13 protein-coding genes are annotated in these 15,294 nt (G+C 72.5%); 6 read left to right on the plus strand and 7 right to left on the minus strand.

The window, feature by feature from the left end; all coding sequences use genetic code 11:
• Positions 1-29 precede the first annotated feature (29 nt).
• The 3 genes from AB0F89_RS13500 (at position 30) to AB0F89_RS13510 (ending at position 2,496) form a co-directional block, all read left to right on the plus strand.
• Complete coding sequence (locus AB0F89_RS13500) at positions 30-944, plus strand: ABC transporter ATP-binding protein (RefSeq protein WP_367136015.1); 915 nt, start codon at positions 30-32, stop codon at positions 942-944.
• On the plus strand, positions 941-1,984 hold the full coding sequence (locus tag AB0F89_RS13505; RefSeq protein WP_367136017.1) for an ABC transporter permease: 1,044 nt from the start codon (positions 941-943) through the stop codon (positions 1,982-1,984). Before AB0F89_RS13500 ends, AB0F89_RS13505 begins: the two co-directional genes overlap by 4 nt.
• A gap of 197 nt (positions 1,985-2,181) precedes the next feature.
• Positions 2,182-2,496, plus strand: coding sequence for a DUF3817 domain-containing protein (locus AB0F89_RS13510; protein ID WP_367136019.1), 315 nt, complete (start codon positions 2,182-2,184; stop codon positions 2,494-2,496).
• Here AB0F89_RS13510 and AB0F89_RS13515 read toward each other — a convergent pair.
• Together AB0F89_RS13515 and AB0F89_RS13520 are read right to left on the minus strand one after the other, a co-directional pair.
• On the minus strand, positions 2,478-3,497 hold the full coding sequence (locus AB0F89_RS13515; protein ID WP_367136021.1) for a phosphotransferase: 1,020 nt from the start codon (positions 3,495-3,497) through the stop codon (positions 2,478-2,480). The two genes, AB0F89_RS13510 and AB0F89_RS13515, sit on opposite strands and share 19 nt — an antisense overlap.
• 42 nt (positions 3,498-3,539) lie before the next feature.
• Positions 3,540-4,043, minus strand: coding sequence for a MarR family winged helix-turn-helix transcriptional regulator (locus AB0F89_RS13520; RefSeq protein WP_367136023.1), 504 nt, complete (start codon positions 4,041-4,043; stop codon positions 3,540-3,542).
• 41 nt (positions 4,044-4,084) lie between these two features.
• Between AB0F89_RS13520 and AB0F89_RS13525 the strand changes: the two genes are divergently transcribed.
• From AB0F89_RS13525 to AB0F89_RS13535, 3 genes are read left to right on the plus strand one after another with little or no spacing between them, the layout of a single operon-like run.
• Positions 4,085-4,390: an MTH1187 family thiamine-binding protein gene (locus tag AB0F89_RS13525; protein WP_367136025.1), complete on the plus strand. Its 306-nt coding sequence runs from the start codon at positions 4,085-4,087 to the stop codon at positions 4,388-4,390.
• Positions 4,391-4,430: 40 nt separating this feature from the next.
• The gene (locus tag AB0F89_RS13530; protein ID WP_367136027.1) at positions 4,431-5,285 is read left to right on the plus strand and encodes a hypothetical protein; all 855 of its coding nucleotides are present in this window, start codon (positions 4,431-4,433) and stop codon (positions 5,283-5,285) included.
• Between the two features lie 33 nt (positions 5,286-5,318).
• Positions 5,319-6,305, plus strand: coding sequence for a co-chaperone YbbN (locus AB0F89_RS13535; RefSeq protein WP_367136029.1), 987 nt, complete (start codon positions 5,319-5,321; stop codon positions 6,303-6,305).
• Between the two features lie 46 nt (positions 6,306-6,351).
• Here the strand turns inward: AB0F89_RS13535 and eccCb are convergent, their stop codons facing one another.
• From eccCb to AB0F89_RS13560, 5 genes are all read right to left on the minus strand, one after another.
• Positions 6,352-10,581 carry a type VII secretion protein EccCb gene (eccCb, locus tag AB0F89_RS13540; protein WP_367136031.1) on the minus strand — a complete coding sequence of 1,410 codons (4,230 nt, stop codon included), beginning with the start codon at positions 10,579-10,581 and terminating at the stop codon, positions 6,352-6,354.
• A 4-nt stretch (positions 10,582-10,585) separates the two neighbouring features.
• Complete coding sequence (locus AB0F89_RS13545; RefSeq protein WP_367136033.1) at positions 10,586-10,966, minus strand: hypothetical protein; 381 nt, start codon at positions 10,964-10,966, stop codon at positions 10,586-10,588.
• A 113-nt stretch (positions 10,967-11,079) separates the two neighbouring features.
• Positions 11,080-12,513, minus strand: coding sequence for a neutral zinc metallopeptidase (locus AB0F89_RS13550; protein WP_367136035.1), 1,434 nt, complete (start codon positions 12,511-12,513; stop codon positions 11,080-11,082).
• 64 nt (positions 12,514-12,577) lie between these two features.
• On the minus strand, positions 12,578-13,954 hold the full coding sequence (locus AB0F89_RS13555; protein WP_367136037.1) for a neutral zinc metallopeptidase: 1,377 nt from the start codon (positions 13,952-13,954) through the stop codon (positions 12,578-12,580).
• A 26-nt stretch (positions 13,955-13,980) separates the two neighbouring features.
• Positions 13,981-15,192, minus strand: coding sequence for an MFS transporter (locus tag AB0F89_RS13560; RefSeq protein WP_367136039.1), 1,212 nt, complete (start codon positions 15,190-15,192; stop codon positions 13,981-13,983).
• Positions 15,193-15,294 lie beyond the last annotated feature (102 nt).

Genomic DNA, 15,294 nt, shown 5'->3' on the forward strand with positions numbered 1-15,294 from the left:
CGAGAACGGCTCGGATTACCGTCCCGGTCATGACTGGGGCACGCATACCGGCCGTCGTGGTAGCCGACATCAGAAAGAGCTACGGCGAGCTGAAGGCGGTGGACGGGGTCTCGTTCACCGTCGCCGAGGGGGAGTTCTTCGGCATCCTGGGGCCGAACGGGGCGGGCAAGACCACCACGCTGGAGATCGTCGAAGGGCTGCGCAAGCCCGACGGCGGCCGGGTGACGCTGCTCGGCGAGCAGCCGTGGCCGCGCAACCCCGAACTGCTGCCGCGCATCGGCGTGCAGCTCCAGGCGTCGAGCTTCTTCGAGAAGCTGACCGCCCGCGAGCAGCTGCAGACGTTCGGCTCGCTGTACGGCGTCAGCAGGCGCAAGGCCGACGAGATGCTGGAGCTGGTCGGCCTGACCGACAAGGCCGACGTGCAGGAGAACAAGCTCTCCGGCGGCCAGCGGCAGCGGCTGTCGATCGCGTGCGCCCTCGTGCACGACCCGGACCTCGTCTTCCTGGACGAGCCGACCGCCGCGCTCGACCCGCAGGCCCGCCGCAACCTGTGGGACGTGCTGCGCGCCATCCAGGCCAGGGGCAAGACCATCGTCTACACGACGCACTACCTGGACGAGGCCGAGATCCTGTGCGACCGGGTGGCGATCATGGACCGGGGTCGCGTCCTGGCGATGGACGCGCCCGCGACGTTGGTGCGCGGTCTCGACGCGCCCACGCACGTGGTGCTGCAGAAGGGCGTGCTGACGCGTGAGGCCGCGCGGGGCATCACCGGCGTCGAGGACGCCCAGGAGGACGAGGTCTCGCTGACCATCTCCACCCGCAGGCCCGCGCCGGTGCTGTCGGCGCTCGCCGAGCGGGGCACCCTGGACGGGCTCCAGGTGCGCACCGCCACGTTGGAGGACGTGTTCCTCGACCTGACCGGACGGGAGTACCGCGCGTGAACGCGTTCAAGAGCCTCTCGGCCGCCATGGTCAAGGGTTTCCTGCGGGACAAGATGACGTTGTTCTTCGTCTTCCTGTTCCCGCTGATGTTCCTGGTCGTGTTCGGGCTGCTGCTCGGCGACTCGGGCGACGACAAGACGAAGATCGCGGCGGTGGGCGACGGGCCCGTGCTGACGACGTTGGAGCAGACCGGGGCGCTGGAGCTGGAGAAGCACGACTCCGCCGACGACGCCCGGCGGAAGGTGGACGACGGCGACCTGCCCGCCGCCGTGGTGGTGGACGGGGACCGGGTCGACCTGTTCTACGCGGCCAGTGACCAGGTCGCGGCGGGCACCGTGCTCGGCATCGTGTCCGGCGTGGTCGACAAGATCAACCTGAGCGCGGCGGACGTGACGCCGCGGTTCACGTTGGAGGCGAAGTCGGTCGAGGACGCCTCGCTCAAACCGATCCAGTACCTGACGCCGGGCATCCTGTCGTGGGCCATCTCGATCTCGGGCGTGTTCGGCGCGGCGCTGACCATGGTGTCGTGGCGCAAGAAGCAGGTGCTGCGGCGCATCCGGCTCGCGCCGGTCGGCGCCGGGACGGTGCTGACGTCGCGGGTGCTGGTGAGCATCGGCACGGCGCTGGCGCAGGGCGTGGTGTTCGTGGCGGTGGCGCTGCTGCCGATGTTCGGCTTGAAGCTGACCAACCAGTGGTACCTGGCGCTGCCGCTGCTGGTGCTGGGCACGACGGCGTTCTTCGCGATCGGGATGCTGGTCGGCGCGTTCTGCAAGACCGAGGAGGCGGCGTCCGGCGCGGCGAACATCGTGATCATGCCGATGGCGTTCCTGTCCGGGACGTTCTTCCCGGTGGAGAACGCGCCGGCGTGGCTGCAGACCGTGTCCAACATCTTCCCGTTGCGGCACATGAACGACGGCATGCTGGACGTCCTGGTGCGCGGCAAGGGCGTGGAGGCCCTGCTGCTCCCGTCCGCCGTCCTGATCTCCTTCACCCTGGTCGTCGGCTTCATCGCCGCCAAGATCTTCCGCTGGGAAGACTGACCCCGAGAGTCCAACGTTCACGACGCGAGAGTCCAACGTTCGGAGCACGTGAGTTCAACGCTCAGAGCACAGCCGTCCGGTCCTGAGCGTTGAATTCAGGTGTCCTGGACGTTGGACTCTCGCGAGCTGGGTGTTGGACTCTCGCGAGGGGTGGGGGTGGGGGTGGGGTGAGGGGGGTCACTGGCCACAATGGGGGCATGTTTAGCAGCGCTGTTGGTCGGTTCAGGCTCCTCGCGCTGGCCGAGGCGGTGTCGTGGGCCGGGCTGTTGGTCGGCATGTTCTTCAAGTACGTGGTGGTCGGGAACGAGATCGGCGTGAAGGTGTTCGGGCCGCTGCACGGCGCGATCTTCGTCGGCTACGTCCTGGTCACGCTGATGCTGGCGCACCGCTGGGACCGCAAGACGCTGCTCCTCGGCCTGGTCGCGAGCATCCCGCCGTTCGGCACGGTGATCTTCGAGCGCTGGGCCAACCGCACCGGTCGGCTGGACGAGGCTCAGACCGCGAAGGACTGAGCGCGCGCCAGCTCCTCCGCTGGGTCGTCGCGGTGGTACACCTGCTCGCTCGGCTCGATGCTGTCCAGGAACCCCTGGTAGATCCGCGCCCCGAGCAGGTGCGACGCCGGCCGGGCGTGCCGCAGCGCGCCCACCGGGTCGCTCGACGGGTAGTGCTCCAGCCACGCGTCGACCCACGCCCGCTCGATCGACGGCCGGAACTCCGGCGCCACGAACCCGATCAGCCGCCCCGCGTCCAGCGCCGGGTGCCCCCAGTACGCGCCACCCCAGTCGAGCACGACGCCGCCGGAACGCCAGTTGCCCGGGTGGAAGTCGCCGTGCAGCAACGTCGACGGCAACCCGAAGTCCGGCACCCGCACCTCGCACTCCCGCACCCGCGGCGGACCGGCCAACGCCGCCTGCGCCGCCACCCACCGCGGCACGATCCGCTCGACGACGTCGGGCGCGGGTCGCCGGCAGTCCTCGCCGGGCGCGTCTTCCAGCAGCACCCGACCGGGCTCCGCCGCGATCACCGCGGGCACGAGCGCCGGGTCGACCGACGCCACCAGCCCGATCACCCCGGCCTCGTCCACCAGGAACGGCGGGGTGGCCTTCGCCCACGCGGTCCCGCGCGCGGTCGGCAGCCGGTACAGGCACGACAGGTTCCACGTCTTCACCTGCACGGGCGGTCCGGTCACGTCGACGTGCCGCCGGGCCCACGCCACCAGCGCCGCCGGCCCGCCGGGACGCGCCCACGGCAGCCGCAGCGGGTGGTCCGGGAACTCGTGGTCCCCCACCCGGGACAACCCCCGCTCCGGCACGCGGTCGGCCTCCACCTGGTACGTCACCGCACCGCCCCGGACGTCCACCAGCCGCAGCACGCTCGTCGGCACGCCCAGCGCGCGGTCGAGGTGCGCGGTCACCGGCTCGACGTGGTTCCACCACGGGCTGTCCACCGCGAACGGCTCGGCCGCGCCGACGTACCGACCGCGGACCGTCACCAGCGCCCTGATCTCCCGCACCACCGCAGGATGGCCGCGCCCCCGAGCGGTGTCGACCCGATTTCAGTCCTCGAAGTCGCCGACCGCGCGGCGGACCTTCGCCAGCAGCTCGGTCAGCTGCCCGGTCTGCCGGTCGGTCAACCCGCGCAGGCCGAACTCGACGCTCGTCACGGCCTCGGTGGCGGCCTCGCGCCGGGCGTGCCCGGCTTCGGTGATCTCCACCAGCGTGGTGCGCCGGTCGGTGGGGTGCGGGTTGCGGCGCACGAGCCCGTCGGCTTCCAACCGGTCCACGATGTTCGTGACGCTCGTCGGGTGCAGTTGCAGGCGCTCGCCCATCACCCGCATGGGCAGGCTGCCCGTGCGCGCGAACGTCAACAGCACCAGCGCCTCGAACCGCGCGAACGTCAACCCGTGCGGTTTGAGGGCAGCGTCCACGGCGGACTGGATGATCTGCTGTACTCGCATGACGCTCGTGACCGCCGCCATCGCCGTCGACGGTCCGATCCGCTTCTCCCACAGCTCGGCGGCGCGCGCGATGGGGTCGAACGGCAGCGGCTGGGACGTCATGCCGCGAAGCTACCAGTGGGTACCGACGGCAGGAGTGGCAAGTGCTCATCGCGTTCAGCGTCAGCCCGCTCGGCGGGGAGTCCGACGGGGTGGCGGCGGCGGTCGCCGAGGCCGTCCGGGTGGTCCGGGAGTCCGGTCTGCCGAACGAGACCAACGCCATGTTCACCCTGGTCGAGGGCGAGTGGGACGAGGTGATGGCGGTGGTGAAGAGGGCGGCGGAGGCCGTGCAGGCGCACGCGCCCCGGGTCAGCCTGGTGCTCAAGGCGGACATCCGGCCCGGCTACGAGGGGCAGCTCACGGCCAAGGTGGAACGGGTCGAGCGGCACCTCGCCGACGACCTGCCGTGAAGCGCGACAAATAGTAGGACGTCCTACTAAATTGGTGGGCATGACGACGCCCCGGGACCTGTGGCTGCGCTTCGAGACCTACCACGACGTCACCTACTTCTCGCCGGAGTCACGCGCGGTGACCGACGAGCTGGGCTGCAAGGGCGGCTGGATGGGCTACTTCGGCCAGCGCGCGGCACCGCTGGGCGCGGTGCCGCCCGAGGTGGTGACCGCCGCGTTCTTCAGCTTCCACCCCCGCATGGTGGCCCGCGCGCTGCCCGACGCGTGGGGCGTCGCCGATCCCGCCCGGTTCCTGGAGGCCAGGCTGAAGGGCGTGGACGGCGCGCTGCGGCGGATGCTGGAGACCCTGGACGTCGCCGAGGCCGCGGAGCTGGCCGGCCGGGCCGCCGCGGCGACGCCGCTGGAGGGCCGGGTGCTGGCCGCCGCGAACCGCGCCCTGCCCGTGCCCGCCGAACCGCACCTGGCGCTGTGGCAGGCGTGCACGACGTTGCGCGAGTCCCGCGGTGACGGCCACGTGGCGGCGCTGGTGGCCGCCGACCTCGGCGCGTGCGAGGCGTTGGTGCTGTTCAGCGCGGACAAGGGGCTCGACCCGGCGTACATGCGGCAGGCCCGCGGGTGGTCCGAGGGGGAGTGGCGGGAAGCCGAAGCGGCGTTGGCCGGGCGCGGTCTGCTCGACGGCGACCTGGGCCTGACCCCGGCCGGCCGGGCGCTGCGCGAGGACGTCGAACGCCGCACCGACGAGGCCGCCGCCCGTCCGTGGGACGTCCTGGGCGCGGCGGGCGCCGCCCGGTTCGCGGAGCTGATGACCCCGATCGCCCGTCGCCTCGGCCGGCTCAACGAGGCGATGCGGACCAACCCGATGGCGATCGACCCGGTCGCGCAACTCCCCGGCTAGCCGCGCGCGGCGCACCGCCGGACTCGTGCCAGGATGGAAGGCGTGACAAGGCCAGACCCCCGAAAGACCGCCGCACTGTCCGCCGCGCTGTCCGGGGCGGTCGACCTCGGCGCGCTGAAGGCCCGAGCCGACGCCGCGAGGCAGCGCGCCACCACCCCACCCCCGTCGCCGGGCGGGGCCGCAGCTCCGGACGCCGGTCCGAGCCCGTGGGTGCTGGACGTCACCGAGGCGACGTTCCAGTCGGTCGTCGAGCGCTCCCTGGAGATCCCGGTCGTGGTCGAGCTGACCGCGACGTGGAGCCCCGAGGCGGGCCAGCTCTCACCCGTGCTCGAACGCGCCGCCAGGGCGAGCGGCGGCGCCTGGCTGCTGGCCAGGGTCGACCTGGACGCCAGCCCGCGGATCGGCCAGGTGTTCGGCGTGCAGTCGGTGCCGACCGTGGTCGCCATCGCCGGCGGCCAGCCCATCGACGCGTTCGCGGGCCCCCTGCCGGAGGCCGAGTTCGGCCAGTGGATCGCCCGCCTGCTGGACGCCCTGCGCGACCGCCTGCCCGGCATCAAGGCGGCCGAGGCCAACGGCGGCGCGCCCGCGGCCGAGCCCGTGGAGGAGCCGGAGGACCCCCGCTTCACCGCCGCCGAGGAGGCGTTCGAGCAGGGCGACTTCGCCGCCGCCGAGGCCGCGTACGAGGCCATCCTGGCCGCCGAGCCCGCCAACGCCGAGGCGAAGGCGGCGCTGGCGCAGGTCCGCTTCACCGCGCGGGCCGAGGCCGTGCCGGCGGACGCCATCGCCAAGGCCGACGGCGCCCCGGACGACGTGGCCGCCCAGCTCGCCGCGGCTGACTTGGAGTTGGCGACCAACGACGTCGAGCAGGCGTTCAAGCGCCTGGTCGACACCGTCCGGCGGGTCTACGGCGAGGACCGCGACCGGGTCCGCGAGCACCTGGTCGGCCTGTTCGAGCTGTTCCCGCCGGAGGACGACCGGGTCGCCAAGGCCCGCCGCAACCTGGCCAGCGCCCTGTACTGACCCTCGTGCGGGGGCTGGTCGACAGCCCCCGCACCGGACCGGCCGGTCAGCCCGGGTCGATCCACGCCACCTGGACCCGCTGGTGGCCGGACTTGCGGGTGACGAGCGTGCCCCGGCCGGGCGGCTCCGGCGCCGGTTTGAGGTCGCCCACGATCACGCCCTCGTCCCTCGATCCGGAACCGATCAGGACCGGCGCCGCGATCTCCTTCAGCTTGCCCAGGATCGGGTCGTACATCGCCCGCGACGCGCCACCCATCCGGCGCACCGCGACGATGTGCAGGCCGACGTCCTTGGCCTGCGGGATGAACTCCGCCAGCGGCTGCAGCGGGTTGAGCCCGCCCTGCGGCGCGACCAGGTCGTAGTCGTCCACCACCACGAACAGCTCCGGGCCTCGCCACCACGAGCGGTTCGCCAACTGCTCCCGGGTGACGTCCGGGCCGGGCAGCCGGCTGGCCATCGAGCTGCGGACGTCCTTGATCATGTCCGTCAGCTGCGCCGACGACACCGCGTAGGACAGCAGGTGGTCGGTCTCGATGTAGCCCAGCATCGTGCGCCGGTAGTCGACCAGCATGATCAGCGCCTCGCTGGAGGTGTAGCTGGTCATGATCCCGCGCACGATGGTGCGCAGCATGTTCGTCTTGCCCGACTCGCCGTCGGCCAGCGCCATGAAGTGCGGGTCGGAGTCGAAGTCCAGGTACACCGGCGCCAGCCCGTCCTCGCCGACGCCGATCGGCACCAGGTGGCCCGAGCCGGGCGCGGGTTCGCCCACCTGGGACGTCAGCTCGCTGAACGGCAGGAGGTCCGGCAGCAGGCGGATCTCGGGAGCGGACGCCCCGGACCACGCCCGGGCGATCCGCCGCACCAGGTCGGCGGCGTCGGTCCCGGGATCGCCGCGCGGCAGAGCGGTGAGGAAGTGCAGCTTCTGCGGCGACAGACCACGGCCCGGCCGGTCCGCCGGCACGTTCACCGCGACCTTCCGGTCCACCTCGGACTCGCTGGTGTCGGCCAACCGCAGCTCGAACCGCGTGCCCAGCAGGTCCTTCATCGCGGGCCGGATCTCCGCCCACCGGTTCGCCGCCACCACCACGTGCACGCCGTACGGCAGGCCCTGCGCCACCAACCGGTGGACCGCCGGCTCCAGCGCCTCGAACTCCTGCCGGAAGTTCATCCAACCGTCCACGACCAGGAACGCGTCGCCGAAATCGTCGTCCCGGATCTCACCGCGCCGCCTGCGGTCGCGGAACTCGACCACCGAGTCGATCCCCTGCGCCCGGAACCGCTGCTCCCGCGCCGCGACCAGGCCCGACAGCTCGGCCACCACCCGACGTGCCTTGTCCACGTCCCACCGGCCGGCGAAGCCGCCCACGTGCGGCAGGTCCTGCAACGACGCGAGCGTGCCGCCACCCAGGTCCAGGCAGTAGAACTGCGCCTCCTCCGGCGTGTGCGTCAACGCCATCGACGTGATCAACGTCCGCAACAAGGTCGACTTGCCCGACTGCGGACCGCCGACGACCGCGCCGTGGCCCGCGGCGCCGGAGAAGTCCGCCCACAGGGTGCCCCGCCGCTGCTCGGCCGGCACGTCCACCACGGCCACCGGCGCCCGGAGCCCGCCGTTGCCGGGTGAGCCCGGCGCGGTCAGGCCGCGGTCCTCGGTCACCTCCAGCGGCGGTAACAGGGCCTCCAGCGGCGGTGGCTCGTCCAGCGGCGGCGGCCACACCTCGTGCGCGGGCGAGCCCCGCCCCTCCATCCGGTCGACCAGCACGTGCGTCAGCGACCGGCCGTCGGTCCCGCTGAGGCCCGACACGAAGTGGGCGTCGAAGCGGACCAGCGGCCGACCCTGGACCGCCAGGTAACCCGATCCGGGCACCGGCGGGAGTTCGAACGCGTCCGGGACGCCGATGACGGCCTGCGACTCGCCGGCGGAGAACGTCTTCAGCACGATGCGGTAGGCCAGGAACGCCTCGAACGCGCGCACCTCGGGGGTGAACTGCTGCGACGCGAGCAGCAGGTGGACGCCCACGCTCCGGCCGACCTGCAGGACGCGGCGCAGCACGTCGGCGAACCCGGGCCGCGCGGTCAGCACGTCGGAGAACCCGTCGACGCACACCAGCAGCAGGGGCAGCGGCGGCAGCGGCTTGCCGCCCTCCCTGGCGGCCTCGTACTCCCGGCGGTCCTTGAACCCGCCCGCCTCGGCCAGGAGGTCCCGGCGGCGGACCGCCTCGCCGCCGAGCGCGTCGCCCAGCCGGTCCAGCAGCGCGGTGTCGGTCGCCAGTTCGGTGAGGGCCGCCGCGACGTGGGGCGCTCGGTCGAACCCGTGGAAGGTCGTCCTGCCCTTGACGTCGACCAGCACGACGTTGAGGTCGTCGGGTGAGTGGGTGGCGAGCAGCCCCAGCACGATCGTCCGCAGCAACTCCGACTTGCCCGAGCCGGGCGCGCCGACGATCAACCCGTGCGAGCCGATGCCCTTCAGCTCGGCGTCCCCGAGGCCCAGCGAGACGGGCCGGCCCAGGTCGTCGGACCCGAAGGGGACCTGGTAGCGGTCGTGCGCGGGCTTGGGGCCCCAGGCCGGGTCCGGGTCCCAGGAGCCGGGCTCCTTGGGCAGCCCGTGCGCCGCCATGAACCTCGCCGCGGCGCCGGCCGCGTCGAAGTTGTCCGAGTCGTCGTCCTCACCGGAGATCCAGTTCGTGAACCGGGGGTCCTCCAACCGGCGCAGCACCTCGAACACGTACTTGTCGTCGTTGTCCTGGTAGGCGATCGCGCTGAGGAACCGGCGGCCGTTGTACAGCCCCCACCCCGGCTGGTCCGGCAGGGTGCCCGCCAGGTCCGGGTTCAGCTTGGACTCGGCCGGGTCGTCCAGCTGGAGCTCGACCCGGCCGCGCAGCAGGGGCGTGATCCGGGGCGGCAGCTCGCCCCAGTGCCGGGCGGTGACGACGACGTGCACGCCGAACCGCAGCCCCGAGCCCGCGACCTGGTGGACGGCGTCCTCCAGCAGCGGGACGGTGTCGGCGAACTGCGTCCAGCCGTCGATGATCAGGAAGACGTCGCTGTGGTCGCCGGTCTTCAGGGCGTCGCGGTTGCGCAGCTCGCGGTAGGTGGCCGCGCGGGGGATGCCCAGGGTGCGGAAGATCCGGTCGCGGGTGGACACGACCCGCGCCAGCCGGTCGAGCAGCGCCTCGACCGCTCGCGGTTTCGTCGGCGGGATGATCTGGTCGACGTGCGGCAGGTCGTGCAGCGCGCGCAGGCTGCCGCCGCCGTCGAGCAGGTGGAAGGTCACCTGCTTCGGCGTCTTCCCGTGCGCCAAGCCGCTGACCAGGGTGTGCAGGAGCGAGGACTTGCCGGAGTAGATCCGGCCGACGACCGCGAGGTGCCCCTCGGGCCCGGCGAGGTCGACGCGGAGCACCGAGTCCCGGTAGGCGCCGTGGTGCTGGGCCACCCCGAGCGGCGCGACGAGGTCCTGGTCGTGCGCGTCGCCGTGGGCCAGCAGGTCGGCCAGCTTCGGCGACTGGGAGTCGCTGTCCACCACCATCTGCCGGGACCGGACCCGGGAGACCACGAACTGGCCCTCGGACTTGTCGCTCTTGGTCGGGGTCTGCTCGACGCCCATGCGCCGGACCTCGTCGTGCGCGAACGCGTAGAGGTCGTCGGCGGTGATCACCTCGGCCAGGCCGCGCGCCGCCGCGCCGGTGGCGATGCCCTTGATCAGCGCGTCGGTGAACACCGAGAAGCGGTGGCGCTCCTCGTAGAACAGCTGCTCCTGGACGTAGGCGAACTCCAGCTCGTTGGAGGCCGCCAGCACGTAGGTGCCCTGGCCGAACTGGTCGCCGACGGTGGTCCACTCGTCCGACATGTGCGTCGGGCTCTTGGTGAACGCGCCGCTGTAGCAGCAGTCCAGCAGCACCAGCTTGGCGCGGGCCGGGCACTCCTCCAGGAGGCTGCGCAGCGTGGCGCTCGGCATCGCGGTCGAGTACGGCCGCCGGGTGTCGGTGTCGCTCGTGGCGAAGAACAGCTGGTCGTGGTCGTTCTTGATGCCGTGGCCGGTCAGGTAGAGCAGCACCTCGTCGTCGGCGCCGCAGCCGCGCAGGAAGTCCTCGACGGCGCGCTCGACGGCGCTCTTGCTGCCGTCGATGACGACGGGCGCCGACTCGAAGCCGCCCAGGGTCGGGTCGACGAGCAGCTGGGACAGCTGCTGCGCCTCGGTGACCGTGGCGGCCAGCGTGGTCAGCTTCGGGTCGAGGTAGCGGGACGTCGCGATCAGCAGTGCGATGCGCTTGCCCACCCGGTCACCGTTCGAGTTCCGGTCGGTCCTCCGCGGTGCGCAGCATCTCGGCCAGCAACCGCTGGTCGTCGGCGGAGATGCCGGTGAACTCCCAGGTCTCGTCGCCGCGCTCGATCTTCACGCTGCGCTCCTTCTGGCGGTTGACGAACGCGATGACGACCTTGCCGACCGCCGTCAGCGTCGCGGCGGAGAGCGCGCCGGTGACCACCAGTTCGGCCAGCTGGGCGGCGGCGCCCGACTTGCTGCCCGCCGGCGCCTCGGCCCGGCCGCGCGCCACGTCCACCCCGCCGGTCCGGCGGATGTCGTTGAACAGGGACGTGGTCAGCCGGTGCAGTTCGCGGTCGGGTGCGCCGTCCGCGACGACACGCAGGGTCAAGTCGGCCACGCGTTGGCTCCGCTCTGGTGTCCGCAGTTCCGTCACCATCACGATAACCCCGGTCACGGGGCGTTGTTGCGGGATCGGGGAGATCGGGGAGATCGCGACCGCGCGGGACCCCGTCAGCCCGAGTACTTGCGGGTGCAGAGGCCCGAACCCTGGTAGAAGCCGTCCCGGAACGCCTCGACCCGGGCGAACCCGGACGGCACGACGGTGCCGTTCACGTCGGCCGCGATGAGGCTCTTGTCGGCCAGCAGCTCGGCCACCGCCTCGTCCAGGTCGCCGGACGACAGCCGCAGCCTCGCGCCGCTCTGGTTGGTCGTCCCGGCCCACGACCCGGTCAGGCACGCGGTGCGCAGCCCGGCGGCCGGCCCCTCCAGCCCGTACCCGGTCGCCTTCTGGATCGACAGCGCGAACCGCGACGCGACCTCGGCGAACGCGGCGAAGTCGCCGATGCCGCCCTTCTGCCCGCGCTTCGGCGGCGTGCCGATCTTCACCAGCTCCGGCAGGTCGATCGAGATCGAGTTGGTCGACGCGCAGTACGTCGCGGGCGAGGTCGGCGTGCCGTCCTGGCACCGCGACCCGGACGTCGACAGCGACGGCGGGGTCGCGCCGGACTGCTTGTACGCCTCCCGCAGCGACTCCTCCAGCAGGTCGAGCGACTGCTCGTCGTCCACCTTCAGGTTGCCCTTGCCCTGCCCGGTGTCGCGGTCCTGCGAGTCGAACCGCTGCTGCGTGATCCGCGACTTGATCTCGGCCTCGTCGATCTGCGCGCACCGCCGCGGGTCGCCCGCGAACCCGAACTGGAACGCCGCCACCCGGTCGAACGCGCTGCCGTGCGCGCCCTGCTTCTCGGCCGACGTGCCCGCCGCGTCCCGGATGAAGAACATGGTGGCCAGCACCTGGTTCAACCCGGGCCCGGTGGAGATCCGGAAGTGCTTGGACTTGCCCTCGGCCACCCACCGGAAGAAGTTGCCCGCGTAGCAGTCGGCCTGCTGCTCCTTGATGATCGACGGCGTGGCCTGGGTGACCCCGCCCTCCGCGCCCAGCTTGTACTGGATCGCGTGGCCCATCTCGTGCGCCAGCACGGTCACCACCGACATCGGCCCGAACGCGTCGTCCAGCATCGGCAGCAGCTCGCCGCGGTCCCACGCGATCGAGTCGTCCAGCGAGCAGTAGAACGCGTTCGCCACGCCCGCGGTGTTGGTGCGGCAGATGTCGACGCCCTTGCCGTTGGAGTCGTAGGACACCAGCCGCTTCACCGGCTCGAACTCCTTGCCCAACCGGGCGGGCAGCTGCTCGGTCCAGTACTCCTCGACGTCGGCCAGCGCGTTGATGGCGAGCCGGTCCATCTCGCCGCCGTCGCCGTTCTCCACCTGGAGGTCGGCGTCGGGCACGCCCGGTTTCGCGCCGCTCTCCCCGGTGGTGATCTCCAGCCCGGCGACCTTCGTCACGTCCGGTCGTTCGGACCGGCCGTGACCGGTCACGACCTGGGTGCACCCGGTCAACGCCATCGCCGCGGCCAGCGCCGCGGCCACCCCAGCCCGTCGAGCCATGCCCAAGCCCCATCCCAGGTCCGTGCCGATCCGAGCCCGAACCCTACTTGGCCGGCTCGCCCGATCAGGTCAAACCACAGGCTTTCGTGCCCTCCAGCACGCCGCCGCGGAACACCTCGACCCGCTTGAAGCCGGGTTCGAGGGTCGCCGAGCCCCGCGCGTCACGGGCCGCGTAGTCGTAGGCGAGCAGCACCCGGACCGCCTCGTCCAGGTCGCCGGGCGAGAGCCCGAAGCCCTCCTGCCGGGTGAAGACCTCCCTGGTGTACGCGCCGGCCAGGCACAACGCGCTGGTGGCGGCCCGCTCGCCGTCGAGGTCGACGTCCACGGCCGCCATCGCGGCCAGCGCGTACCGGCTGGCCAGCAGCACGCCGGTGGCGTAGTCGCCGATCTCGGCGTGCAGCTCGGGCAGCTCGGACTCGACCTCGACCTCGACCGCCTGGTCCGCCGGGCAGTAGGCCACCGGGCCCTGGTCGCCGGAGCAGTCCGGCTCCTCCTGGGTCGGCGTGGCCTTCGGGTCGGTCCACGTGCCGCCGGACTGGGTGACCAGCGCCTTGTAGTAGGCGTTCAGGTCGGGCGTGATGCTCTCCAGCATCTCGTCGAACGGCAGGTTGCCGTTGCGGTCGCGGTCGTCCGCGGAGGTGAACGCCTGCTGGGTGAACGGCCGGTTCTCCACCGTCATGGCCGCGCAGAACCCGGTGCCCTGCTGGTAGCCGTCCTGGAACGCGGACACCCGGTCGAACGCGTTGCCGTGCGCGGACCGGTCGGTCGGCGAGGTGCCGACCGGGTCGCGGAACGTGATCAGCGCGCCGAGCGCCGAGTCCAGCGTGTCCGACCCGATGTCCAGGTGCTCGGACTCGCCGTCGTTGACCCACTTCACGAACGCGCCCGCGAAGCAGTCGGCCATGGCCTCGGTGAGGATGGTGGGGTAGCGACCCGGGTCGCGCCGCTCGGCCTCCGGCGTGATGCCCATCCGGTTCTGCACCGCGTGGCCCATCTCGTGGGCCAGCACGATCACCACGGCGGCGTCGCCGAAGCCGTCCTGGAGCACGGGCAGCAGCGCGGCCCGGTCCCAGGCGATGGCGTCGGCGCTGGGGCAGTAGAACGCGTTGCCCTCGACGTCACTGGCCTTCTCGGTGCACGGCGGCGGCTTGGCCGACGGGTCGGAGGTGTCGACCGAGTAGATGCCGCCCTCGATCGGCTGCCAGGGCTTGTCGAACGTCGCCGGGAACGCCTGCTCCCAGAACGCGTCGATGTCGGTGATGGCGGTGGCCGCGAGCTGGTCGATGGCGCCGCCGTCGGTGCCGCGGATGAAGCCCGGGTCGACCGTGCCCCTGGTGACCGCCTCGCCCGCCACCGGTTCGCCCGTCACCACCTGGGTGCAGGCGGTGGCCGTGAGCAGGACGGTTGCCACCATGACCAGCTGAGCCGATGCGAGCCGCATTGGCCCATTGTGCCTGCCCGGAACCCCTACGGTGGGCTGTTGGACCCGGAGGTGGCGGGTTCCCTGGTGCGCACCGCCCACCGGGTGAGCGCCGGGACGGGCGCGACGGCGGCGGCGAAGACGGCGGCCGCGGCGAGCCAGCCGCCGGCGCCGAAGCCGCCCAGGGCGAAGGTGAAGACGGCGGGCCCGAACAGCTGCACGGTGGCGGTCGCGGCCTCGTTGACCCCTTGGTACGCGCCGCGGGCGTCCTCGCGCATGAGCGTCACCGACAGACCCCAGTTCGCCGCCACGTAACCCAGCTCGCCGACCACGTGCAGCGCCGCCGCGGCGACCACGACCGCCGTGCCGACCGCCCCCGCGCCGCCCGAGGTGGTGGCCAGCAGCACACAGCTCGCGGCGAGGACGAGGCCGGACCGCACGGCGGTGCGCGCGGCCTGGTCGGGGGTGCGGGCGAAGCGCGAGAACGGCACCTGGAACACGGCGATGCCCACCGAGCTGACGACCACCACGACGCCGCCGAGCGCGAGCGGCAGGTCCGTCGAGCGGGACAGCCACAGCGGCAGGCCGGTCGACAGCATCGCCCAGCACAGCGAGAGGACCGAGGTCACGCCGACCACGGCCAGGTAGGGGCGGTCGCGGAACACCGGCCGGGACGTCCCGCGCCGCGGCCCCGGCGGTGTCCGCACGAGCAGCGACGTCACCGCCAGGACCCCGAACGTGACCGCGTTGCCGGTGATCGCCAGGGCGTAGGCGGACGGGCTGTCGGCGGTCAGCACCAGCGCGCCCAGCCCGGCCCCGATCGCGTAGCCGACGTGCTGCGCCACCCGCTGCCGGGCCAGCGCCCGCACCCGCGCGGCGGTGTCCGGGACCAGGGCCGCGATCAACGCCGTGCGCACCGCGTTGCCGCCGTTGGCCGGCGCGGTGAACAGGACGGTGGCCGCGAGGAACGACCACGTGCCGTCCACCACCAGGTAGGAGGCCATGGCGAGGCCGCGGGTGGCGGTGACGGCCGCCAGCACCACCCGCGCGTCGACCCGGTCGGCCAACCCGCCGAGCGGCACCGCCGCGAGCAGCCCCGCCGCGCCCGCCACCGCCATCCCGACACCGACCACGACCAGCGGCAGCTCCAGCACGCGGGTGAAGAACAACGCCCACGTGGTGAACCACAGGCCGTCGCCGAGCGCGGAGACGCCACGGCCCCACAGCAGCACGCCCAGACCTGTCGCGCCCAGTCTCATCGCACTCACCCTTCACGATGTCCTGAATGGTGAGTGGACGGTAACGCGGCACGATCGCGCCCGCAATCAACGTTCAGGAAGTCGTGAATGGTGATACGGTCG

Source organism: Saccharothrix sp. HUAS TT1 (genome assembly GCF_040744945.1).
Taxonomy (GTDB): Bacteria; Actinomycetota; Actinomycetes; order Mycobacteriales; family Pseudonocardiaceae; genus Actinosynnema.